This window comes from Floridaenema fluviatile BLCC-F154 (assembly GCF_041929135.1).
Lineage (GTDB): Bacteria > Cyanobacteriota > Cyanobacteriia > Cyanobacteriales > Aerosakkonemataceae > Floridanema > Floridanema fluviatile.
On record NZ_JBHFNS010000073.1, the window covers coordinates 122,268 to 145,286 of the forward strand.

19 protein-coding genes and 1 pseudogene are annotated in these 23,019 nt (G+C 39.7%); 12 read left to right on the forward strand and 8 right to left on the reverse strand.

Translation table 11 applies throughout. The annotated features are described in order from the left end of the window. Entirely contained in the window at positions 1–2,379 is a 2,379-nt protein-coding gene (locus ACE1B6_RS19780; protein ID WP_413258975.1) for a dynamin family protein, read from the reverse strand. 283 nt (positions 2,380–2,662) lie between these two features. On the opposite strand from ACE1B6_RS19780, the gene ACE1B6_RS19785 reads away from it, so the two are divergent. Both ACE1B6_RS19785 and ACE1B6_RS19790 read left to right on the forward strand, forming a co-directional pair. Continuing rightward, on the forward strand, positions 2,663–3,229 hold the full coding sequence (locus ACE1B6_RS19785) for a hypothetical protein (protein ID WP_413258976.1): 567 nt from the start codon (positions 2,663–2,665) through the stop codon (positions 3,227–3,229). A 219-nt stretch (positions 3,230–3,448) separates the two neighbouring features. Beyond that, the gene (locus tag ACE1B6_RS19790; protein ID WP_413258977.1) at positions 3,449–5,392 is read left to right on the forward strand and encodes an ABC transporter ATP-binding protein; all 1,944 of its coding nucleotides are present in this window, start codon (positions 3,449–3,451) and stop codon (positions 5,390–5,392) included. A 194-nt stretch (positions 5,393–5,586) separates the two neighbouring features. On the opposite strand, the gene ACE1B6_RS19795 is transcribed toward ACE1B6_RS19790, so the two are convergent. The 3 genes from ACE1B6_RS19795 to ACE1B6_RS19805 form a co-directional block, all read right to left on the reverse strand. Beyond that, on the reverse strand, positions 5,587–6,459 hold the full coding sequence (locus ACE1B6_RS19795; RefSeq protein ID WP_413258978.1) for an MBL fold metallo-hydrolase: 873 nt from the start codon (positions 6,457–6,459) through the stop codon (positions 5,587–5,589). A 12-nt stretch (positions 6,460–6,471) separates the two neighbouring features. Continuing rightward, entirely contained in the window at positions 6,472–7,224 is a 753-nt protein-coding gene (locus tag ACE1B6_RS19800; protein ID WP_413258979.1) for a WecB/TagA/CpsF family glycosyltransferase, read from the reverse strand. 195 nt (positions 7,225–7,419) lie between these two features. Further along, positions 7,420–7,551, reverse strand: a complete 132-nt coding sequence (locus tag ACE1B6_RS19805) for a hypothetical protein (protein WP_413258980.1) — start codon at positions 7,549–7,551, stop codon at positions 7,420–7,422. A 325-nt stretch (positions 7,552–7,876) separates the two neighbouring features. Between ACE1B6_RS19805 and ACE1B6_RS19810 the strand changes: the two genes are divergently transcribed. The 4 genes from ACE1B6_RS19810 to ACE1B6_RS19825 all read left to right on the forward strand — a co-directional run bounded on the left by ACE1B6_RS19810 (position 7,877) and on the right by ACE1B6_RS19825 (position 12,389). Further along, positions 7,877–11,119, forward strand: a complete 3,243-nt coding sequence (locus tag ACE1B6_RS19810; protein WP_459563065.1) for a glycoside hydrolase family 15 protein — start codon at positions 7,877–7,879, stop codon at positions 11,117–11,119. Further along, positions 11,116–11,550, forward strand: coding sequence for a DUF29 domain-containing protein (locus ACE1B6_RS19815; RefSeq protein ID WP_413258981.1), 435 nt, complete (start codon positions 11,116–11,118; stop codon positions 11,548–11,550). The genes ACE1B6_RS19810 and ACE1B6_RS19815 overlap by 4 nt, the downstream gene beginning before the upstream one ends. A 351-nt stretch (positions 11,551–11,901) precedes the next feature. Next, positions 11,902–12,117 (forward strand): hypothetical protein, encoded by a 216-nt coding sequence (locus ACE1B6_RS19820; protein WP_413258982.1) that lies wholly within the window; start codon positions 11,902–11,904, stop codon positions 12,115–12,117. Further along, positions 12,114–12,389 carry a hypothetical protein gene (locus ACE1B6_RS19825; protein WP_413258983.1) on the forward strand — a complete coding sequence of 92 codons (276 nt, stop codon included), beginning with the start codon at positions 12,114–12,116 and terminating at the stop codon, positions 12,387–12,389. The genes ACE1B6_RS19820 and ACE1B6_RS19825 overlap by 4 nt, the downstream gene beginning before the upstream one ends. Positions 12,390–12,453: 64 nt before the next feature. Here the strand turns inward: ACE1B6_RS19825 and ACE1B6_RS19830 are convergent, their stop codons facing one another. Next, entirely contained in the window at positions 12,454–13,041 is a 588-nt protein-coding gene (locus tag ACE1B6_RS19830) for a 2-hydroxychromene-2-carboxylate isomerase (RefSeq protein ID WP_413258984.1), read from the reverse strand. Between the two features lie 289 nt (positions 13,042–13,330). Here ACE1B6_RS19830 and ACE1B6_RS19835 point away from each other — a divergent pair, with 289 nt between their 5' ends. From ACE1B6_RS19835 to ACE1B6_RS19845, 3 genes are all read left to right on the forward strand, one after another. Further along, positions 13,331–14,707, forward strand: a complete 1,377-nt coding sequence (locus tag ACE1B6_RS19835) for a sensor histidine kinase (protein ID WP_413258985.1) — start codon at positions 13,331–13,333, stop codon at positions 14,705–14,707. Between the two features lie 197 nt (positions 14,708–14,904). Next, positions 14,905–15,777 carry a DUF2267 domain-containing protein gene (locus ACE1B6_RS19840; RefSeq protein ID WP_413258986.1) on the forward strand — a complete coding sequence of 291 codons (873 nt, stop codon included), beginning with the start codon at positions 14,905–14,907 and terminating at the stop codon, positions 15,775–15,777. Between the two features lie 112 nt (positions 15,778–15,889). Continuing rightward, positions 15,890–16,702: a hypothetical protein gene (locus ACE1B6_RS19845; protein WP_413258987.1), complete on the forward strand. Its 813-nt coding sequence runs from the start codon at positions 15,890–15,892 to the stop codon at positions 16,700–16,702. Here ACE1B6_RS19845 and ACE1B6_RS19850 read toward each other — a convergent pair. Continuing rightward, positions 16,699–17,829, reverse strand: coding sequence for a tetratricopeptide repeat protein (locus tag ACE1B6_RS19850; protein ID WP_413258988.1), 1,131 nt, complete (start codon positions 17,827–17,829; stop codon positions 16,699–16,701). The genes ACE1B6_RS19845 and ACE1B6_RS19850 overlap by 4 nt on opposite strands. Then, positions 17,826–18,476 carry an RNA polymerase sigma factor gene (locus ACE1B6_RS19855; RefSeq protein WP_413258989.1) on the reverse strand — a complete coding sequence of 217 codons (651 nt, stop codon included), beginning with the start codon at positions 18,474–18,476 and terminating at the stop codon, positions 17,826–17,828. The genes ACE1B6_RS19850 and ACE1B6_RS19855 overlap by 4 nt, the downstream gene beginning before the upstream one ends. A 247-nt stretch (positions 18,477–18,723) precedes the next feature. Between ACE1B6_RS19855 and ACE1B6_RS19860 the strand changes: the two genes are divergently transcribed. After that, positions 18,724–19,320, forward strand: a complete 597-nt coding sequence (locus ACE1B6_RS19860) for a glyoxalase-like domain protein (protein WP_413258990.1) — start codon at positions 18,724–18,726, stop codon at positions 19,318–19,320. 342 nt (positions 19,321–19,662) lie between these two features. On the opposite strand, the pseudogene ACE1B6_RS30150 reads toward ACE1B6_RS19860, so the two are convergent. After that, positions 19,663–19,818 (reverse strand): annotated as a pseudogene (locus ACE1B6_RS30150) (RNA-guided endonuclease InsQ/TnpB family protein); the annotation flags it as partial. A 336-nt stretch (positions 19,819–20,154) separates the two neighbouring features. Here ACE1B6_RS30150 and ACE1B6_RS19865 point away from each other — a divergent pair. Then, complete coding sequence (locus tag ACE1B6_RS19865; RefSeq protein ID WP_413258991.1) at positions 20,155–22,305, forward strand: polyribonucleotide nucleotidyltransferase; 2,151 nt, start codon at positions 20,155–20,157, stop codon at positions 22,303–22,305. Positions 22,306–22,462: 157 nt separating this feature from the next. Further along, positions 22,463–22,957: a DUF29 domain-containing protein gene (locus tag ACE1B6_RS19870; protein ID WP_413258992.1), complete on the forward strand. Its 495-nt coding sequence runs from the start codon at positions 22,463–22,465 to the stop codon at positions 22,955–22,957. Positions 22,958–23,019 lie beyond the last annotated feature (62 nt).

The following is a 23,019-nucleotide window of genomic DNA, read 5'->3' on the forward strand; positions in this document are numbered from 1 at the left end:
CTATTCATTAGCAACTAATTCTTGCATATATTGGAGATAACTATCAGCTTTCTTCACCTGTTCTTTAACTTCTGGAACTAAGAAATTAAGCGCCTCAATTAACTTAGTTTTAGCTTCAATAGAAAGCTGTTGGTCTACTTGCGCCTGTTTTAAACTATTACGATAGTTATTTAAGTAACCATCCAAATCATTAAAAAAGTCATCAATTCTTTGCTGAAAATCTTCATCTAAATATTGACTGATGCCATTTTTAATGTCACTAATTCTTTGGTCAATCAACTTGTTAATTTCGTAAATTATTCCTTGCAAAGAAACCGTGTAAAAATTCTCGGTTTTATGCGGTCTTTTCACTTTTTCGGTAATTTCAAAAGGCACTAACCACATAAAGTGAAAAAACGATCGCTTTGTCCTGACAACTTCACTATAACCTTGGTCAATTTTCCGAGTATGGCGAATTACTAAAGGTTTATTCAAATCAATATAGTAATCCGACTGAAATCTCAGATTAGGTAAAGACAGATTCAAATGGAAATTTTCATTTAATCTTTCTCTAGCTCGATCGATAATTGGTCTAGTTTGCTCATCTAAGAAATTCATCATTTTTTGCCGAGCTTCATCAATTACTTGACCAGTATTTTCTTGCACTTTTTCCAATAACAAATCTACTCGGCGTTTGGCATAAGCTACAGCTAAAGCGGCAAATTCTTCTGCTTCCCTTAAAGTAGTAAATTCCATTGAACTTAGTCGCTTAGACTCAGTTGCTACTTCTTGCTTTTGTTGCGAGATCCAATTAGCAAAAATTCTGCCAGTTGTCCCACCTTTTTCCACAAAATCTGCCACTTGTCGATCGTCTTGTAGCAAATATGTTTCGACGCTTAATTTACCTTCTTGTTGCAGACTTTCTAAAATTTTATTCAATTCTTCCTGCAAATCAATTTTGAGTTGTTCAATTTCCTGTAAGCTGTGACGGCAGTTTTCAATGCTATTAATATCTTCATCCAATGCCGCAACTTCCCACCGCAGTTTATCCCCATCTTCATTAATAGCTCGACTGCGTAATTGGGTATCTTCTAAAAGTTCTAACAAGCGACCTTTAGCAATGTTTAAAGAAGAAGTAATACAACGGGGTGCTGCTTCAGTCATTAAAGCATTAACCGCATTAGTTAAAAAGGCATCAAAGCCAGATTTATTCCACAGTTTTTCGGCTTTCTTTTGTAATTGAGCGACAGTAGTATCTTCTAATTCTTCTTCCCAATCTAACGGAAAAACATCTTGAGCGAGCGATCGCGCCGTCTTCAATTGTGCCACTTCCGCACCCGGACGTTGCTGCACCTCTCCCAAAAAATTCGCCGCCGAAAACGCCCATCTTGCCGAAATTTCAAATACGCGATCGTTCTGCGATCCCTCCCCAATTCCAAACTCCGCGGCGACAAATTGACGTACTTGTTCGGGAGTCATATCTCCCTCTTTCCGCTGATCGACCTTATTCACTAAAACATATAAATTATCCTTTCCCCGCAGTTGAATTACCCGTTCCACATCCTTTTTAATTTCCTCTTCCGCCTTAGTATTCAACTCCGTAAAATTCAAAACAATTAAAATTACCGAACTCGCCTGTAACTGTTCCCCAACTACATTTACTAGCTTTAAATTTTCCCCCGCTTCATTCGGTCCCGGAGTATCCACAATTACTAATTTACCCGCAATATCGGCTCGATCTGTAATTCCCGATCGATAAAAAGGAGAATAAATTCTTGGTACATCAATCAGCGATTGTAAAGGATCGGAAAGCGGATCTAAAACACTACAAAGGCGAATAATATCATTCAAAGCCCGTAAACTATTAATAATCGACAACCGACCAGAAATTTTATTTTCAATAGAAATTCCCGTCATCCCTTGAATTTTTTCTGGTAACTTTGCCAAGTGCGGATACTGCGCCATTCTTTCCTGCACTCGGTCTAAACCTAACTCAGCAATTTTGCGTTGTAAAGCCGTAAAAGTGTCACGAAAAACATCTTGAATTTGCGGAGTTAAAGTTAAAACTGGCTCAGCTAATTGCGGATCAAAAATGATCTCCGTAGGCAAAGTTGTCATTGCTGCATTACGACTCGGCAATAATTCCTGACCAACAATCGCGTTAATAATCGTAGATTTACCCGCTTTCATCGGCGCAACTATTGCCATTCTCAATTCTAAATCTGAAACATTACGAGTAGCATCTGTAACTTCTCTTTGAAACTTGGCATACTTTTCACTAGCCGTATCAGAACTCAGCGCCGTACTAACACGATGTAACAACGAACCAACTTGTCCTAACAAGTCGATCGCATTTGTTTGCAAGCTTTGCATATTAGGCTTTTGTACTTCCGCAACCATGAGAGTTACTCCCCACAAACTGTCTAACCGAATAAAAACGCTTTGATTAAAGTTTAGATTTTTTTATTTTGTCTGAAACTCAACTATACCGAAAAAATCTCCTGCTGTTATTATTAATTGACGATGGGTTTGCTAAGATGACCCCCAAGCATATTTAGAGACGCAATTCACCTCTGGCACAAATGAGGTAACTACTGCGTCTTTGACAAAGACTAGCCTTCTATTGACCAAATTAGCAATAGATGTGCCAGTAATCTCTAGTTGATATCTCTGCGGAAACACCATGCGTAACCCTATCCTCAATCTTCATTCTTCAGGCGCAGTACCAATTTTCGGGAAACTCCTGGTTTCTAGCTTAATTCTGGGCTTAATTGCTACAGTCAGCACTAACCTTGAAATATTGCCATCCGTAGCCCAACCAACCGCCCAAACTAAGCAAGCTGCAAATCCCATCAACAAGAAATTGGTGGGAAGTTGGCAAAGCCGAGTTTCTTCTACTCAGAATCTCACTTTTATTTTTGGGCCAGATGGTAAATTATTTATCGTCTTGCCGTCAAGCTCAGAAAAAGCTCAAGCTTTACAACTGCGCTACCGAGTTGCTTCCACAAGTACCAAACCAATGCACTTAGACTTGACCACCAGTAACAATAAAACCGCCCAAACAATTTTTGAGTTTACTCCTAACGGTCAACTGCGAATGGAGTTACAAGGCATTGAAGCCGGAAAACCTAGACCAGGTACTTTTGGTAAAGGAGCTATGGTGTTTAATAAAGTTTCTAATAACACTAATTTGCCTCCCAATGCCCAACTTAGACAAACCAATAACCCAAATAACGTCATGCCGAGATAATGGCAAAAAAATCCTGATTTTGACCTAAATTGCCAGAAAATAGGGGAGTAACAGTTATTTGGATTATTTGTAGGGTGCGTTAGTAGTAACGTAACGCACCGTTTTACTTTTGGAAGCGTGCTTTGATGGAGCGATCGCCCAACCCGACAGCATTAAACACACCCTACAAATAAAGCCTCTGCACTGTTAAGATGTGGTTAATTTTGATGCTTGACTTCCATGACTGACACCGTTCTTGACGTTCGCAACTTACAAGTTCAATTCCTCGCCAAAGGCACAGGTAAAACACCTGTAGTTACAACAGCTGTTGACGATGTTTCCTTTCAAGTCAAACCGGGGCAAACTCTGGGAATAGTCGGTGAGTCGGGTTCTGGCAAATCAGTCACTTCCTTAGCTGTCATGGGTTTGGTACCGAGTCCAAGCAGGGTGTCGGGAGAAATTTGGTTTCAAGATTCAGTTGCAGATACCGAAGCTGTGAATCTGCTGCAATTACCAGAAAGAAGTAAGCAGCAGTATCGGGGTGGTAAAATTGCCATGATCTTTCAAGAACCGATGAGTTCTTTGAACCCAGTTTATACTATTGGTTTTCAAATTACCGAAGCAATTCGACTACATCAAAATGTTTCTCAAGCGCAAGCTAGAAGGTTAGCAGTTTCTTTGTTACAAGAAGTGAAATTGCTGCCGAGTGATGAACAGTTGCAGGAAAGTTTTTTAGCAAATCACAGACAGGAAGAATCGCCAAATTCTCCTGGTAGCGATCGAACAGCTAATATTAGCGAAAGGGAAATTAATCAATATATTAATCAGCAGAAATTGGCAATGCTCGATCGCTATCCCCACGAACTTTCCGGGGGACAAATGCAGCGAGTCATGATTGCAATGGCGATTTCTTGTAATCCCAAATTGTTGATTGCTGATGAACCGACTACCGCTTTAGATGTTACCGTTCAAGCAACTATCTTAGAACTGTTGCGCGAATTGTGCCAAGGTCGGGGAATGTCGATGATTTTTATTACTCACGACTTAGGCGTAATTGCCGAAATTGCTGATACTGTAGCTGTCATGTATCGCGGAAAAATCGTTGAATCCGGCCCAGTTTGGCAAATTTTTTCGGCTCCTCGCCATCCATACACCAAAGGTTTATTAGCTTGTCGCCCCAGTTTAGAACGCAATATGCGCTATCTACCCACGGTTTCTGATTATATGGAAGTGGTAGAAACTGATTCTGGGGAATGGAAAATTGAAGAAAAAATCCAAGATTTAGAGCAACAAATAGAAGTTTCACCAACTGGATTCCCAGTTTCTCGTCCTCACTCACCAGTGCATACTTCTGACGCACCAATTTTGTCAATCAAAAATCTGCAAGTCGGTTTTCCGGTGCGGGGAATGTTTGGCAAAACGAAACGTTATATTATGGCGGTAAATGGTATTTCGTTTGATGTTTATAAGAGTGAAACTTTGGGTTTGGTGGGCGAATCGGGTTGTGGTAAAACTACTTTAGCTCGGACTTTATTGCGCTTAATTGAACCAGTTGGCGGTCAAGTTTTCTTTGAAGGTCGGGATATTACAAATTTGAGTGGTGCGCCTTTACAAAAGTTGCGCCGAGAGATGCAAATTGTCTTCCAAAATCCGTTTAGTTCTCTCGATCCAAGAATGAAAATAGGCGATGCGGTAATGGAACCTTTGCGAATTCATAAAATCGGGAAAAACGATCGGGAAAGACGCGATCGCGCCGCTTATCTGTTAGAAAGAGTCGGTTTAAATCCCGACTTTATGAAGCGTTATCCTCACGAATTTTCCGGGGGACAAAGGCAAAGGGTTTGTATTGCTCGTGCTTTAGCTTTAAACCCAAAGTTTATTATTTGTGATGAATCTGTTTCCGCTTTAGATGTTTCTGTACAAGCTCAAGTGTTGAATTTGTTAAAGGAAATTCAAGAAGAGTTTGGCTTAACTTACATTTTTATTTCCCATGATTTAAGTGTGGTTAAGTTTATGAGCGATCGCATAATGGTAATGAATAGCGGCAAAATTGAAGAAATTGGTCTTGCCGATATCATTTACCGCGAACCGAAAAAAGACTACACTCGCCAGTTAATTAACTCGATTCCCACAGGTAGTTTAGCCAGAATTAAACAGCGGCAACAACAGCGAATTGCCATGTAAAAGCTGGGGACTGGGGACTGGGGACTGGGGACTAGGGACTAGGGACTGGGAACTAGGGAGATGGGCAGGTAGGAGGAGTTTTAGATATAGTTAAAAATTTTCCCTTTTTCCCCCTTTTCCCCTTTTCCCCTTTTCCCCTTTTCCCCTTTTCCCCTTTTCCCCTTTCCCCCTTTCCCCCTTTTCCCCTTTCCCCCCTAGCGATGTTTCATCCAACTAATACATTTTTCCATCTGCATTTTCATAGTTTCTTTATCAGCATGATAGCGTCTGCCATGCCCGGGCAATACCCATTCAAACTGATAATTTGCTAGTTTTTCCATTGACTGAATTAGTTCTGACCAAGAGTACCAACAATGCTCTCGGAAAGCATACAATTGCTGTAATCTATCAGACCAAGCTAAGTGATCGCCAGTAAATAAAAAGCTGTTTTTGTAAAGTAAAACTGTGTGACCTTTGGTATGTCCGGGAACCGGAATAATTAACAAATCTGGTGCAAATTCAATGGGATCTGTACCAGAAAGTTGAATTTCTATATCACGAGTTCCAGCAGTAATTTCATCTTGGTGTAAAATGCGATCGCAACCAAAATGTTCCTGAAACTTTTGATGATCTGCTATATCATCTTTGTGAGTTAAATACAGATAACGAATCCCACCCATTGCTTCTAAACGTTTGACAAGGGGCGGGGCAAAACGGGGAGAATCTATCAAAATATTCCCTTCTGGGCGAGTGATGAAATAACTAGCAGCAGCAAAGGATTTTTCAGAATGGTAGCCGCAATGGTAAACATTTTCCGCCACTAAAATCGGAAAAGTTTCCTGAATTTCTTTAATATCTTTTGGTTTTTCAACTGTTCCAATGGAAGCGGTAGGACAGGACAATAAAGCTTGCATCGCTTTCCGTCTTTCGCTAAGTTTGGCAGGTTGATGATAAACTGCTGATTGTTCGCCAGCTTGATGAAAAACGGACGGTGCCATCCACCGACAAGTATCGCAGTCGATGCAGGTGCGATCGACATAAAAATCGCCGTTAACATTTTCAGAACGACGTTGATCGAGATGTGCCATTTTACAACGTCTCTATTTAGGGGAAAAATTGCTTAGTAAAGCCTTCCAAGCAAACTGGGGTAAAGCTAACATTCGCCGCCAGCGCCAAGGTTCTTGGTAAAGCCGATATAGCCATTCTAGATGATTTTCTCGGAACCAAGCAGGAGCACGAGATTTTGTCCCAGCCCAAATATCTAAACTACCACCTACACCAATCCAAATTGCTTTCGGACAAAGGTGACGATTTTCGGCGATCCATAATTCTTGACGTGGTACCCCCAAACCAACAAGAATTACAGCGGGTTGTTGTTCTTTTAAAGTTTGGTGCAAGGTTAATTCTTCTTCGGTTGAGAGATAGCCGTGTTGAGTACCTGCGATCGCCAATTTCGGACAACGTTGCTGCCACATTTCGGCTGCTTTAGCCGCTACCTCTGGCGCACCACCAAAGAAAAATACAGGCATTGGTTTACTTAATTGACCTGCATACAACAGAAGAGTTTCTGCCAACTCAATTCCCGGACAACGCCTCACTTTTTTACCTTTCAACCAAAGGTAAAGGACGACTCCAGAACCATCAGGGATGACTAAATCCGCTTGCTGAATAATTTCAGCTAATTTGGCGTTTTTTTCTGCTTGCATGGTCATTTCTGCATTTAGAGTAATGACGTGCCCGCCTAATTGCTGGTGCAACTGCGCGATTAGCCAACCTGGGTAATTATCTAACAAGTGTATGGGTAATCCTAGTACGGAAAAGCTAAGCGTCTTAGTAATGATTTGTTCTTGCACAAACTCTCCTCACAGTCTCTATGCAGGATAGTTTACCTTGACGCTGCATTGCTGTGTAGTTCCACAAAAAAATTCAAGCCTATTTCGGTTGTTTCTTCTCTGGTTTTGTTCTATGTACGTTGTTGCGCTTGGACACCAAATCTCGCGTCCAAGCGCAACAACGTACTTTTTTAATGTACCAGTTATCAACTGTCTTCAAACCGCTTTTTTCACAGAACCATCAGCATAAAGTTCCAGGGGAACTAATTCTACTTTACCGTTAACTTTTACTTTAGAGTAAACAATGCGAACAAAAGGCGAATTATTTCTATTGTATTTAGTACACATATCCGTCACCTACTTTTTATTCTGAATTGAAGAATTTCACAATTTATGGGGCAAAATTGAATTGTTTATGTTTCCTACTTATGTTCTACAAAATTATCCTTGAAGTTAACGGAAAGATCGGTTGATTTTTTCTAAAGATTGTGCAAAAATTTACAAAAGAGATTTAAAATTACCGTGAAAATCCTTACTAGTTAGCCGAAACAGATACACTAGCTAAAGGCAAAGTTACTAAATATTAAGCTACACCGCTGAAATCTGGTGTGGTTCTATTTCTTTAATTAACTTCAAGCCGTCGGGTAATTAATCCGCCAAGATCGCCAAAATTATGATGTCAAACAAGCTTTCTGAACTGCAAACTCGCTTAGATTATTACTATCAGCAAATTCAAACAGTAATTCTGAATCGGCAAAATGCGATTACAGGTTTACTACCAGCCTCTACAGCTATAAATGCTCATGGAGATTATACAGATGCTTGGGTGAGAGACAATGTTTATAGTATTTTGGCGGTTTGGGGATTAGCATTAGGATATCGCAAATTAAATGATGACTTTGGACGCGGTTTTGAGTTAGAAAAAAGCGTCGTTAAATTGATGCGAGGACTGTTGTTTTGCATGATGCGTCAGTCTCACAAAGTCGAACGTTTTAAAGAAACTCAATCACCTTTAGATGCTTTACACGCCAAATACAATACTAACAGTGGTGATATTGTGGTTGGTGACGATCAGTGGGGACATTTGCAGTTAGATGCAACTTCGCTGTTTCTCCTGATGTTGGCACAAATGACTGCTTCAGGATTACACATTATTTATACGTTGGATGAGGTGAATTTTGTCCAGAATTTAGTTTATTATATCGGGCGAGCTTATCGAACACCAGATTACGGTTTATGGGAAAGAGGTAATAAGATTAATCGAGGAAATCCCGAATTAAATGCTAGTTCGGTGGGAATGGCGAAAGCAGCTTTAGAAGCAATTAATGGGTTAGATTTGTTTGGGATTAGGGGAAGTCAAGCTTCGGTAATTCATGTTTTACCTGATGAGATTGCTAGAGCGAGAATTACTTTAAAGTCAATTTTACCAAGGGAATCTAGCTCTAAGGAAGTGGATGCTGCTTTGTTGAGTGTAATTAGTTTTCCAGCGTTTGCTGTGGAAAATGAACAGTTAGTGGAACGCACTAAAAAGAAAATTATCGACAAATTAGCAGGTCGTTACGGTTGTAAACGTTTTTTAAGAGATGGACATCAAACAACTATAGAAGATCATAGCCGTTTGCATTATGAACCTTGGGAATTAAAGCAGTTTGAAAATATAGAATGCGAATGGCCTTTGTTTTTCACTTATTTATTTTTAGATGGTTTGTTTCGCCGGGATAAGGAACAGGCGGAAGATTATCAACAAAAGTTAGAAAGTTTGTTGGTAGAAAGGGATGGTTTGCGGTTATTACCAGAACTTTATTATGTGCCGAAGGATAGGATAGAATTTGAGCGATCGCATCCGCAAAGCCAAACTCGCTTACCTAACGAAAATGTTCCCTTAGTTTGGGCACAAAGTCTGTATTATTTAGGACAGTTATTAAGTGAAGGGTTAATTGCGATCGGAGATATTGACCCTTTAGGCAGACATTTATGTACAGGAAAAGAATCTAAACCTTTAGTACAAATTTCTCTTTTAGCCGAAGATGAAGACTTACAAATCAAATTAGCAGATTACGGAATACCCACCCAAACACCCCGACAAGTAGAACCAATTCAAGTCCGTCAAGCCAGTGAATTATCAACAGTTTACACCCAAATTGGTCGCAATGATAAATTAAGTTTAACAGGTCGTCCAGTGCGAAGATTACGCAGTTTAACTACTTCGAGAATTTTCCGAGTTCGCGGAGAAACAATTGTTTTCTTACCTGCATTTTTGGACAAACAACAGTTTTATTTAACCTTGGATTACCATTTTTTGCTAGATCAAATCAGAAGTGAACTAGCTTATATTCAACGAAATTGGACGGAATTAGGACGACCAACAATGACTTTACTGTTAACTCATTCCATGCTAGAAACTGGAAGTAAAGCATTGTTAGCATTAATGCAAGAACTCAACTCTGGTTATTGCAATGGCGTGCAGGTAAAATTAGGTAATTTACGGCAATTTGTCCAAACATCGGCTAAAGAAAGAATTGATTTTATCCATGAGTTTGAATTTAGCCAATCTCCAGTGCAAAATACTGCGCCAGTTAAGTATTATTTGACTTATCAATCGGAAAAAAATTGGCCTTTGGGACATACTCAAGAATGCAGATTAGAGTACGAAACTGATACTAAATTCTTGATTAATTGTTTACGACAGTCGCAAAACATTTATGAACAAATAGAGTTATTACAAGCTTTATCTAGGTTAAAAGGTGTAAATTTTGACACGGGTTTTGGAGGGTCAAAAGATCCGGTTACAGTAGCAGATTTACTCAAGGAAATTTACGAAAAAGCAGTTAGAGGTGTAGCAGATCAAACATTTAACCAGGCATCAATTCATTGGACGGTAATTCGTCGCACCGCAGGTTTAAGGGGAATGGTGGATATTGGGTTATCGGATGCGGTGACGGATATTTTAGTGAGACAAAAGCAGATTTCTGTGGGTAAAGCTTATAGTGAAGCTTCGTTAATTACTCGCCCAATGTCGCACCATGAAATTAATGATAAAATTGAAGAGTTTTGTGGGGAAGATATTCGCGATCGCGTCCTCACCCAAGAAATTTTAATCTATATTGGTTTACTAATCAAGTCAGAACCAGACTTATTTAATGGTTTGCTAACCTTAAGAGTTGGGTATTTAATTCTGTTAATTACCAGCGAATTAGCACAGGAATTAAAAATTACCCAAGATGAAGCACACGAACATTTAATGACATTAAGCCCCTTTGAAGTAAAAACCCGTGTGCGTCAAGTAATTGCTGGTTATCAAGATATGAATCAGTTGTTACGTCAACAAGAATCTTTGCGCGTCAAACAATCAGAAACAGATATTGAATGGGTTGTACTTCCAGAAAAAGAAGAAGAATCACAAACTGGCAAATGGTTGCAAAAACGTCAAAGAGATGGCGCTTTAAACCGAGTCCCGAAAGATTTTTATCCTCGCGTTTGGCAACTATTGAAACATTGCAAAGGTTTAGTAATTGGCGATAAATTGGAAAGACGCAACCGTTTAGATAGTGAATTGTTGCTTGCGGAAATGACTCCCGGAGAAAAGAACTTTGCTTTGCAAATTGAGCATTTATTGAATAAAATTGTTGCGCCAGAGTACCGCCAAACTAACATTGAAGCCTTAATGGAATTATCGGCAATTGCAGAACGTAACCCGGATTTGAAAATTGAAGATTACATCGTTTTAGATGTGTTAATTGGTCATGCTGTCAGGTTAGCATTTTTGGATAAGTTTCCTGATAAAGCCGATCGTTATGATGAGTATAAAGCAGCTGCTTGGCGATCGTTTTATGAAACTTCTCCTTATACCTGTGCTACTTTTGTAGTGAAAGCGTTCCGGTTCTTAACTCAGTTTGGCAAAGCGAGTGCAGCATGAGTAAAACTTTGTACGAAACAGATTATTTGAAATGGATTGAAACCACCGTAGCGAAGTTGCGACTGGGTGATTATTCTCACATTGATTGGGAAAATTTGATTGAAGAAATTGAGGACATGGGAAAAAGTGAACGCAGGAGTTTAGAAAGTAATCTAACAGTAATTATGACTCACTTACTGAAATGGCAATATCAGCCAGAATTCCGCAGTGGTAGCTGGAGAGGTAGTATTAATGAACATCGTAGACGCATTCGTAAAGCTTTGAAAGATTCGCCTAGTCTTAAACCTTTTTTAGCAGAAATTTTTGCCGAATGTTATGAGGATGCTGTGGAACAAGCGATCGCAGAAACTGGACTTTCTGTGGAGGTGTTTCCCGAAATTTGTCCTTATAGTTCTGAGGAAGTTTTGAGTAGTGAATTTTTGCCGGAGTGAGCGATCGCACTTAAATATCATGTGCATAATGTAGAGACGTTATATATAACTCTACAAGGTTTTGAATTATACCCAATCTAGACTAAACTTTTCTAATTTAGCTTGCTTAAGTTACTTACAAAAGTTCTTCCTTTTGTAAGATTTTGGCGTATGATTCTAGAGTCTGAACAATCCTAGAACGGAATTTATCGCTAAGTTTTAATTTTGCATATTGTTCCTCTTCTTCAACTCCAAACCAAAGGATACTGATGCTCTTAGCTCAGTATGCCCAAAAACTTTTGTCAGCTAACACAACAGTTATGATTTTTTGCGAATAAGATATTATGTTAACTCGTGAGTGGCGACAAATCATTGGTCAAGAAGGAGGAAAAAATCGCACATAAGTTTTCTGACATTCTTAAAGCTAAAAAAGGTAGTATTAAACAAGCCGAACTACCAGAAGGTTCTCCCAGTTGGGAAGAATTTAGCGAAATGATTTGGGAGGAAATTGAAAGGGGTGTACAGGAAAATCTTCCTGGTTTCAAGGTTGTGCGTAAATTATTAAGCGATCGGAGATTTGATAAATGACTAACCCTATCTTTGAAAAATTACTTAAACTCTTAAACAAACTGGAACAAGAAAAACTCAGCTACACTTTAGCACATCATCGAGATGAAGCAATTATGGTGACAGTGGCTGTACCTGGTGAAAGATGGGAAGTTGAATTTTTGAATGATGGCTCGGTAGAAGTAGAAAAGTTTGTTAGTAATGGGGAAATTGGGGGAGAAGAAGCACTGAGCGAATTATTTTCTCGCTATTCGGAACAGAATGATTTACAACTGATACAGAATTTGCCATAAGCAACATTATTATTTCATCAATCTGATTATGGCAACATTTTACTCCTTATTCCCTGAATTGATTTCAACTTAGTAACGCTTTTTCTACTAAAACTAAGCGATCGTTCCCCCAATACATATCATCACCAATAAAGAAGGTAGGTACACCAAAAACCCCTCTTTCTACCGCCGCTTTGTTCCGATTTTCTACTTCTTGAAGCACCACCGGATCGATAACAGCAGCAGCAACAGCATCTCCATCTGCGCCAACTTCCGCAGCAATTTTTCCTAACACTTGCGGATCTTGAATATCTAAATCCTCAACCATATAAGCGCGAAAACCCCTAACAATAAATTCAGGTAACTTTCCCGACTTTTCTACTGCAATAGCTGCCGCTGCTGCTGCACCATTGTTAATAAAAAGACGAGATGGTACATTTAAGGGAACGTTGTAATATTTACACCAATCAAAAACATCTTTAACTACGTAATTGCGTTTAGCTGGGATATCATTAGGGCCAGGATTACCAGATAACTCAAAAACTTTGTACATATCAATTACTTGATAGACAATGTTACATTTTGTTCTTTCTACTAATCTCGGAAGTTGAGTACTAGCAAGGTAGGAAAAAGGACTACCTAAACTCAGATATACCTCTAATGTTTTGCTCATAACAACCCTCTGTGAAATAGATTTAACGATCGCAAATTTTACATTCTTATTTAAAGACAAATTTAAGGCAAAAACAGTTCAGAAAATAGTATTTCAATATCGGGGAAAGCTAAGGGTGCGATCGCTGCATCTCCAGTAAGAATAATTTCTTCTTGATAACCCGATTTTCACCAATAGCGATCGCACCTTTTTCTTAATTTGGGGATTTCTGCGATTGGCTAAATTAGCCTGTTACACTATATTAATGTAAATTTAGAAAATTATTAGAATACTCAGCAAAATTATTATTATGTTTCAAACAACTCGCCGCCGTTTAGCTATTTGGTACGCTGCTGTTACTGCTGTGTTATTACTATTATTTGCCACTGGGGTTTATCTTTACGTTCGCAGCACATTAATTGAAAGAGTTGATGATACATTAAATCATGTTGTGGAAGTGGTAGAGCGATCGCTAGTCATCGAATCAAACACCACAGAAAAGAAATTTCGTATTAACTTAGAAGCGAGTTTTCGAGATAACGCTGATACTGTAGACGACGATCGCATTGACTTAGAATGGTTTAGTCCTAATGGCGAATTACTTTGGTCAACTTTTTCCGAACCTTTGAATATTCCCATTCATGCTAACCGTACCGGAGAAACAGTCAGAATTGAGAAAAAAACTGATACCAATACTCCTAATATTATACTTTTGCGCCAAATCACAGAAAGAGTAGAAATTGGTAGACAAGTCATCGGATATTTGCGCGTTAGTCATCCTTGGTTTGAAGTTACTAAACCTAGTCGTCAGTTAATCCTAGACTTGAGTTTAGGCACAAGTTTTATGGTGATTTGTGTTGCAGCAATTGGTTGGTTTCTTTCCGGTTTAGCAATGGAACCAGTGAGGGAATCTTACCAAAGTTTAAAGCAATTTACCTCCGATGCTTCTCATGAATTGCGAAGTCCGATCGCCATGATTCAAACTAACGTCCAAGTAGCGTTAGCCGATCCAGAATTAGAGTTAGGAACCCATCAGCAACAGTTAAAAGTAATTGAAAGATTAACCAAAAGGTTAGGACATTTGGTAGATGATTTACTATTTTTAGCAAGGCAAGATAGTGGAATTGTCCAACCTCGATTTGCTACTTGTCCATTAGACGCTTTGCTTATGGAAGTAGTGGAAGAACAACAGTTAGTAGCACAGGAAAAAAATATTGAACTTTCCTTAGATTTAAAAACAGAGATTGGTGGATCGGGAATGGGGAAAAAGTATTTAGAAGAAGCAGAAGAAGACTTCTTTAGCCTTTTAGGAGACTGGGATCAATTAGCAAGATTATTTACAAACTTGATTGGTAATGCGCTGCAATATACGCCAACTAAAGGTACAGTAAATATAGAATTACAGCGAATTTTTCGTCGGGGTAGTTTTCCTCAGTTACAAGTAAAAATTATTGATACCGGAATAGGTATTCCTGAAGATGCTTTACCTCATCTATTCGATCGCTTTTATCGCGTCGATCCTGCACGCAGTCGAGGAACGGTTACAGGTTCGGGTTTAGGGTTAGCGATCGCAGCTGCAATTGCTCAAAATCACGATGGCAGCATTCGCATTGATAGTATTATTAATCAAGGAACAACTATTACTGTCACCTTACCTCAACAACGTTTAGAAACCTTTAATTCTTGATTAAATATTGGTAATCCATGCTGAATTTATCTGATCGTTTCATCTATCTTAAGTTAGGGATTAATCCAAAACTTCAAAAATATAATCAAACCAAAAAATTAACAAAGGAATGTTTCCTGTGACAGAGGTAAAGGATACAGTTCCTATATTAGGCTTCAAACATATAGTCGTGTGATTTGGAGACTAATAATAGCAATATGACAATTGGAATAAGAGAGGATGTTGCATACATAATGCTGAAGAAAATCAGCGAAACTGATAGCAGCAAAGGTATGCACACAGTTAACTTCAGCCAAACAGATTTTGCTGGTCGAGAAATTACTCCCGCAGAATTTCTAGGACACTTAGATTATTTAAACCAAAAGCAATATATCAACGCTGAATTTAGCGGCAATGCTTACGGTAATCAGGAAGATGTTCCTGATGCAATTAACCCGAAAGAAGTTGATGTCAGAATTGCCAATACTTATGGTGCTTCCGATGGGCCTTTGCCTCATTTAATTACTTTTAAAAAAGCAGAATTAACCGACAAAGGTCGCCAAGCTTTAGCAGACATGGAGGCAAATCTTCCTGAATCTTTAAAGAAAGGGCCAGCAGTACCAATTGCTGACAAAGATATGCCTTTCTTGCATAAAGTTATGCTAAAAGCTGGCTTATCGGAACCCTATGATGCCAGAGATTTAACAGAAGTTGTCTATCGAGTAATGCGCGATTTAATGACAACAGAAGCAGCCGATCGCGTCGCCGCAGAACTCCATGAAAAAGCAATGCCAACAGATGATAAAGCATTGCAAATGGAAATTACCGATCTGTGGAAAGATACCAATCCAATTGTCGGATTTTTAAGTCGGGTTCGTCCACCTTGGCAAGGTCCAGGAATCTTTAAAATTGACGACGATCGCTTTTTATTCCGCGTCGCTAATGAAGGTGGAATGCCGCCGAATGTCGATCGGGAACAAGTAGTAAAAGCAGTATTTTCAGCAACCAAAGATGAACTTTCCAAAGAAAGAATTGACGAAATAGCTAGTTGGCTACCTGGAAAAGTTCGCCAACTGTGGGAAGAAGCCTAAAAAGGGATTAGGGATTGGGGATTAAGGATAGGAAAATGTTTGATTCCTTAACCTTTTCTTCAATCCTTTTTCCATTACTCATCACTTTTTTAATAAAAAATTGGAGGATAAAATGAATTTACCAAATCAACAAATTACAAAACAAATTGGATTAGTAGGAGCTATTTTTAGCAGCTTGATTTTTGCGGTTCCAGCAGTTGCTCAAATGAATCCTAGAATGCCGGGAAATATGAATCAAATGCCAGGAAATGAAATACCTCAAATGGAAGGATTATCTCCAGCAGAACGCAGTCGCCTTTGCGCTCAATACATGAATAGTACCATGCGCGAAGAACAAGATTTTCCCGGACAAAATACAGATCAACCAGCTTCAATTACCCAAACTTTACCTTCCGGTAGAGTCAGTGAACCACCTGTAGTTCGTGATGGTCGTTTTGCTACTCCCTCAGAAGCCGAAATGGAACGCATTTGCGCCAATCAAATAATGCGAAGAAATCGCCGTGGATTTAACCGGGGAAATAGTAATAACACGATGATTTCGCAAAATTACAGGTATGGACAATACCGTAATCGTACCATCATTCCTCCCACACCAGAACAAAGACAAGCTGCAACTACTAGCGTTAGAACTGTTAATGGATTAGTGAATTTGAGGCTAGTTAATAACTCTGGTGCCGATATTGCTTATCAAGTAATTGGTGAAACTCAACCTCGTTATTTACAGGGTAACAATGATATTAATTTACGCTCAGTAGATACACCGACAACTCTCACTTTTTACCGTCCAGATGGAGGCTTTTTAGCTGTTAATCCTCGTCCGGTTTCTCCAGGAGTTTTAGAAGTGAGATTTGAACCCACCAGCAGTTTTAGTTTGGACAAATCTGCCCTAAGAATACAACCTTCAGGTGCAGTTTTCTTAAATTAATCATTGACGGGAATTTCAATTAATTCTCCTAACAATTCGGCAACTAATTGAGTTTCACTCAATTCTTGAGCCAAGCAAATTGCCTGTTGTTGTACCATTAGTGCTTCCATATTCTTACCTTGTTGTCGGTAAAATTGACTTAATAATCTTAATGATTTCAACTCTTGGTAAGGATTTTCGGAAGCACGAGCAATTTTTAACCGTTCCTCCAACAAATCTAAAGTTCTAGTGTAATTTTTGGCACAATTGTAGGTATCAACTAAGCCATCAATAGCACGGAATTGATTTGGACGATCGATCGCAAAACGCGCCACCCGCAAAGCCGCACCATAAGCCCTAATTGTATCCCAAAAATTATCAGTAGCCCGGTAAGCATCACCCAAATTATTATAAGTATTTGCCTCTCCCACCGGGTCACTAGCACGACTCCGATAAATCAAAGCTTCTTCATATCTTTTAATCGCTTGATTATAATCTCCTTGACTCGCTGCCGCTAAACCTAAATTATTTAAAGATAACCCAATACCCGTCGGACTATTAGTAGCACGAGCCAGAGAAAGTGCTCGATTAAAACTTGTTTTTGCTCCTGAAATATTGCGTCTTTTCAGCAAAAGTGAACCAACATTATTCAAGCCCACAATTTGACCTTGTAAATCATTATTTGCCTTAGCTACCCCTAATCTTTTTCGCAGTGCATCTTCCGCTTGTCGAAATAAACCCAAATCCGCATAAGCCAAACCTAAATAATCATAAGTTCGACCTATTGCTTCTAAATCACCAATTTCTGCATAAATATTTAGGGCTTTTAACCAATAGGGAATTGCCTTAGCTAATAAACCTTTTTGTTGTGCTTGACCTCCTAAACGCACTAAGCGATCGGCCTCGTCCCGACTCTCTCCTTGCGTTCCATTATTAATCCGAATATCCAATTGTTCATTTAAATCAGCCGCACCTAAAAGCAGAAAGTAAACAGGCAAAATTAAACAGAGAAAAAAAATTTTCTTACCCTTAACTCCCGCCCGTACCTTATGAACTACTGCTAATTTTTTAGATGCCGAAATCAGAGAACGAGGTAAAACGTTTACCCCATTTCTCTTACCAACTCGCCATTCATCAGTACCTTTCATAATAAAGATTCCTGCTTTTCTACCGCCCCATCTTCACCTAAATAAATTTCCCGAATATCAGCAGGTAAAGATTTTTGTAATTCTTGCAGACCAGATACCAACAAAGATCTTACCTGATGCGGTGAAACTGTTTCTCCTTCCGTTTGCAAATAAGCAGAAATTCGCGCCTCACTCCAATGGAAAGTTTGTGACATTAACACAATTAACCGTTGCAAAGGCGGTAAAAAATCTAACGCTTGATGGGTATAACACCACAAAGGTGGAGAAGCAGCTTCTAAAGAATAATGAATTGACTCTACAGGTGGAACATCAGCTTGGTTAATACAAAGCGCCGTAATATTAATTAACCAATTTTGCAAATTAAAATTTTCCATTCCTGGCGCAGTTGAACCCCGCAAATCTAATTCCATGATTGCATAATAGATATGTCGCCAAGTCAGAGCAAACAAATAATCAACTTGTACCGGAGAACGTCCAGAGTGGGCAATTAAAGTATAGACGATCGGACTATATCGACAAAAAATAGCCGTAAAATATTTTCCTTGTTCGGGATAGCGTTGAAACAAAGTCAAAAGTTCCCCATCGCTATAATGCGACAAAGACTTCACCTGTGGATGATCGGTTTCACTAAAATAAGGAATTTGCACAACTTTACCCTTTGACTAATCAATCAAATCATCAGATTTTACCAAATAATATACTGCTGAAGCGCAAATTTTGAGAATGTAGGGGCGGGTTTATTAGAAAAGTTTGTAATCCTAGCAGAAAATTTAACAACAAAACCCGCCTTTACATAGTTTTACGTTAATCAACCTCCCCATCTCCCCAAACCCGATCGCACTCTTCCCAGCTTGATAGACTAGAATTACTTATCATTACACCCTTGGGAAATTCATGGTTCTAGCAGTCAACCTAATTAATTCTATGGTTTCATCCATTACTGATAGCACTTTTTTACTTTCCTTACCTTTCGATGCCTTGTTTTCCACTCAAGGAATCATGGTAATGCTGCTGGTAGCTTACGCAGGCGCGATGTGGATGTTCCTCACCAGCGCCCCCAAAGTACACACAATAATGGTGTCAGATCTGGAAATTGCCCGTCAATTTTATGAAGGCGTATTAGATTTGCCCGCAGCTGACGTACCTTTACATTATTATTACAACTACGAGCAAACCATTGGCGCTGCTGGAATGGACCCGCTTTATATGTCAGCAAGTCCCAGTCTTACTGCTAACAAAGGATTACATGAATCCGATGGATTGTGGTATCAACTGAAAAAAAATACTCAATTGCACATCATTTCTGGTGCTAGTTTAGGCTTGAAAAATCGTCAACGTCATGTTTGTTTCGATCGCGAATGTTTAGAACAAGTCTTAATGCGAATTCAAGTTCGAGGATTGCGCTTTAAACTCCGTACAGAAAAACCATTAAACTTCTTAGTAAAAGATTGGCAAGACCGCACAATTGAAATGGCTGAAGTGAATAGTTAATTTAATTTCTTCACTCGTAACCACAACCAAAAATTTAATCTCCATATCACTATCTTTAGGGTCATTAGAAGCCAGGAAAACATATCTTTCTAACGGCCCTTTGTCTCTATTCAGCAAAAACTAGGTCTATTTCCGAGAACTTCATGATAATAAAACAAACTTTATTAGGTACACTGAACTTCTCTGTACTGTTACGGAGGACAAAAGTTAAATAATTTTAATCTTCCTGTAAAAAAAGTGCAATCCCTCTTAAAGCCAGAGTAATCGTCCCAGTTGTAAATATATACAACAGGCAAAGTAAATGCCTTAATGTTGTATCGTTCTATCTTGACACTCCTCGCCCTATAAGTGCGAGGATTCTTGGTTCACAGACTCACCATAACCTAGCAGGATTGCTCCAACCAGACTAGAGGGCAAATCTCCCCAAGCTTTAGATCCGGTATGCCCTACCGTACTTAATGCTAATTTCAGGATATTAATTGCGGCGGTCAAGTTTCGCCTTCAGGAAAACTGCTGAATAATTAAAAAAATATAAACCCTCCTTCAGAGTTCTTCAGGAGGGTTACGTTTCTGTATAGTCTTTAAAGATATTAACTTCAGATATCTATTATTCTGCTTTAGTCGAGACGTAAGTACATCAGAATTATTGCGTAAATTACAAAAACTTTTAGCAATCCTCCTCTCAGTATTTTCCTAGATTATAACGATCGATTCCCCAAAATCCGCTAAAAATCTCCCCACCTCCCCACCTCCCCATCTCCCCAACTTTCCCCTGAGAGACTGTAACAGTGCTACGATTGCGACAGATAAAGAATTGTGATAGTGAAGGATCGAATGGTAGAGTTAGACAAATCGATATCCTTTGACGGGAGGGATATTAGATTAAAGGTTGGCCTCCTTGCTCCACAGGCTGGTGGTTCCGTTCTTATTCAATCTGGTGATACTTGTGTATTAGTGACTGCGACGCGGGCGGCAAGTAGAGAAGGTATCGATTTTCTCCCCTTGTTGGTGGACTACGAAGAAAGACTTTATGCAGCTGGAAGAATTCCTGGTGGGTTTTTGCGGAGGGAAGGTCGTCCTCCAGAAAAAGTAACTTTGACAGGTCGGTTGATAGACCGTCCGCTGCGTCCCTTGTTCCCCAGCTGGTTACGAGATGACATTCAAATTGTTGCTACTACCCTGTCAATGGATGAGCAAGTCCCGCCTGATGTTTTAGCGGTGACTGGCGCTTCCATTGCGGTGATGTTAGCAAAAATCCCGTTTAATGGGCCAATGGCAGCAGTCAGAGTTGGTCTGGTGGGAGATGATTTTATCATCAATCCTACCTACGCGGAAATTGAAGCTGGGGATTTAGATTTAGTGGTTGCGGGTTCCCCAGAAGGCGTGATTATGGTGGAAGCTGGGGCAAACCAATTGCCGGAAGCTGATATCATTGAAGCGATCGATTTCGGTTACGAAGCAGTACTCGATTTAATTGCGGCACAAAGAGACCTGCTCAAAGAACTGGAAATTGAGGTAGTTCAGGAAGAAAAACCAGTTACAGATAGTGACTTGGAAAAGTATATCCGCGATCGCGCCACCGACCCAATCAAAGAAATCCTCAAGCGGTTTGAGTACGACAAAAACCAACGGGATGAGGCATTAGACGAAATTAAAGCTGGCATTGAAGCCACAATAGCCGAACTGCCAGAAGAAGACCCCATCCGAGTCGCAACTGCCGAGAATTCTAAAGCATTGGGCAACATCTTCAAAGATACTACCAAGAAACTCATGCGCCGTCAGATTGTCGAAGAAGGCGTGCGTGTCGATGGTCGGAAACTTGATGAAGTTCGACCAGTTTCTTGTCGCGTCGGAGTCCTACCGCGCCGAGTTCATGGTAGCGGTTTATTTAATCGCGGACTCACCCAAGTCATGTCTATTGCCACCTTGGGAACACCCGGAGACGCGCAAGAACTCGCCGACGACTTGCACCCAGAAGACGAAAAACGCTACCTGCATCATTACAATTTCCCTCCCTTCTCCGTTGGCGAAACTAAACCAATGCGTGCCCCTGGCAGAAGAGAAATTGGTCACGGTGCTTTAGCAGAACGGGCAATTGTCCCAGTTTTACCACCAAAAGACCAATTTCCTTATGTGATTCGCGTAGTTTCGGAAGTACTTTCTTCTAATGGTTCAACTTCAATGGGTTCCGTTTGTGGTTCTACTTTAGCTTTAATGGATGCTGGAGTTCCGCTGATTAAACCAGTTAGCGGTGCCGCAATGGGATTAATTAAAGAAGGCGAAGAAGTCCGCATCTTAACAGATATTCAAGGAATTGAAGATTTCTTAGGTGATATGGACTTCAAAGTAGCAGGGACAGATACAGGAATTACCGCTCTGCAAATGGATATGAAAATCAATGGTTTGCCGATAGAAACCATTGCTAAAGCTGTTCACCAAGCACGTCCAGCCAGATTACATATTCTAGAAAAAATGCTGGCTGTCATTGATGAACCACGCAGCGAAATGTCACCTTTTGCGCCGCGTTTACTAATGATCAAGATTGAACCAGAATTGATTGGTTTAGTCATTGGGCCTGGTGGTAAAACTATCAAGGGAATTACCGAAGAAACTGGTGCCAAAATCGATATTGATGATGATGGTACAGTGACAATTTCGGCAATTGATGTGGAAAAAGCGGAACGTGCTAAGGGAATTGTTCAAGGTTTAACTCGCAAGTTAAATGAAGGTGATGTTTACGTTGGTCGGGTGACAAGAATTATTCCCATTGGTGCTTTTGTGGAATTTTTGCCCGGAAAAGAAGGCATGATTCACATTTCCCAATTGGCAGATTACCGAGTTGGTAAGGTAGAAGATGAAGTGGGAGTTGGCGATGAAGTGATTGTCAAAGTGCGGGAAATTGATAATAAAGGTCGGATCAATTTAACTCGCTTGGGCATTCACCCAGATGAAGCGGCTGCGGCTCGATCGGCAGCGAATCGTTAACTGGTCAATGTAAGATAGAAAGGCGGTTGCTAGATTTGGCGATCGCTTCGCAATTTGCGGATATCATCATCTAAAATATCCGCAACATTTACCCCCATTTGGGGCAGAGGGGCAGGGGGGCAGGGGAGAAGAGATAATATTAAATAGGCTTTTTATTATGAATCAAAATTTATCAGAAGTTGAATATAAAACTGGCGAATTGTACGAAAGGGATTTTTATGCTTGGACTGTGGAACAAGCAAGGTTTTTGCGAAATGAGGATTGGAGTAATTTAGATATTCCTAATTTGGCTGAGGAGATTGAGTCTTTGGGCAGACAGGAACAAAGTCAGTTAGACAGTCGTTTGGAAGTTTTAATCGGGCATTTATTAAAGTGGGAATTTCAAGCTAATAAACGTTCTAAAAGCTGGTTTTTCACTATTCGGGAACAAAGACGCAAAATTATTAGACTTATCCAAAGAAATCCTAGTTTACAATCTTACTTACCTAAAGCTTTAGCAGAAATTTATCCCGATGCTTTAGATTTAGCTTTACGAGAAACATCTTTAAAAGAGGAAATTTTTCCCCAAGAATGTCCTTACAGTTTAGAAGAAATATTAAATGCTGAGTTTTTCCCAGGTGAACAACTAGAATCTGATCCAAATCAGCAATAATCGCAGCTGGAAAATCAATTCACTCCTCACTACCAACTACCCACTACCCAACTAGTTAGCAA

Coding starts and splice junctions, on each gene's coding strand:
- ACE1B6_RS19785 (WP_413258976.1), top strand. CDS start 2,663: ATGCGTAACCCTATCCTCAATCTTCATTCTTCAGGCGCAGTACCAATT.
- ACE1B6_RS19810 (WP_459563065.1), top strand. CDS start 7,877: ATGATGTCAAACAAGCTTTCTGAACTGCAAACTCGCTTAGATTATTAC.
- ACE1B6_RS19865 (WP_413258991.1), top strand. CDS start 20,155: ATGGTAGAGTTAGACAAATCGATATCCTTTGACGGGAGGGATATTAGA.
- ACE1B6_RS19830 (WP_413258984.1), bottom strand. CDS start 13,041: ATGAGCAAAACATTAGAGGTATATCTGAGTTTAGGTAGTCCTTTTTCC.
- ACE1B6_RS19790 (WP_413258977.1), top strand. CDS start 3,449: ATGACTGACACCGTTCTTGACGTTCGCAACTTACAAGTTCAATTCCTC.
- ACE1B6_RS19825 (WP_413258983.1), top strand. CDS start 12,114: ATGACTAACCCTATCTTTGAAAAATTACTTAAACTCTTAAACAAACTG.
- ACE1B6_RS19805 (WP_413258980.1), bottom strand. CDS start 7,551: ATGTGTACTAAATACAATAGAAATAATTCGCCTTTTGTTCGCATTGTT.
- ACE1B6_RS19815 (WP_413258981.1), top strand. CDS start 11,116: ATGAGTAAAACTTTGTACGAAACAGATTATTTGAAATGGATTGAAACC.
- ACE1B6_RS19860 (WP_413258990.1), top strand. CDS start 18,724: ATGGTTCTAGCAGTCAACCTAATTAATTCTATGGTTTCATCCATTACT.
- ACE1B6_RS19870 (WP_413258992.1), top strand. CDS start 22,463: ATGAATCAAAATTTATCAGAAGTTGAATATAAAACTGGCGAATTGTAC.
- ACE1B6_RS19780 (WP_413258975.1), bottom strand. CDS start 2,379: ATGGTTGCGGAAGTACAAAAGCCTAATATGCAAAGCTTGCAAACAAAT.
- ACE1B6_RS19845 (WP_413258987.1), top strand. CDS start 15,890: ATGAATTTACCAAATCAACAAATTACAAAACAAATTGGATTAGTAGGA.
- ACE1B6_RS19795 (WP_413258978.1), bottom strand. CDS start 6,459: ATGGCACATCTCGATCAACGTCGTTCTGAAAATGTTAACGGCGATTTT.
- ACE1B6_RS19840 (WP_413258986.1), top strand. CDS start 14,905: ATGACAATTGGAATAAGAGAGGATGTTGCATACATAATGCTGAAGAAA.
- ACE1B6_RS19850 (WP_413258988.1), bottom strand. CDS start 17,829: ATGAAAGGTACTGATGAATGGCGAGTTGGTAAGAGAAATGGGGTAAAC.
- ACE1B6_RS19835 (WP_413258985.1), top strand. CDS start 13,331: ATGTTTCAAACAACTCGCCGCCGTTTAGCTATTTGGTACGCTGCTGTT.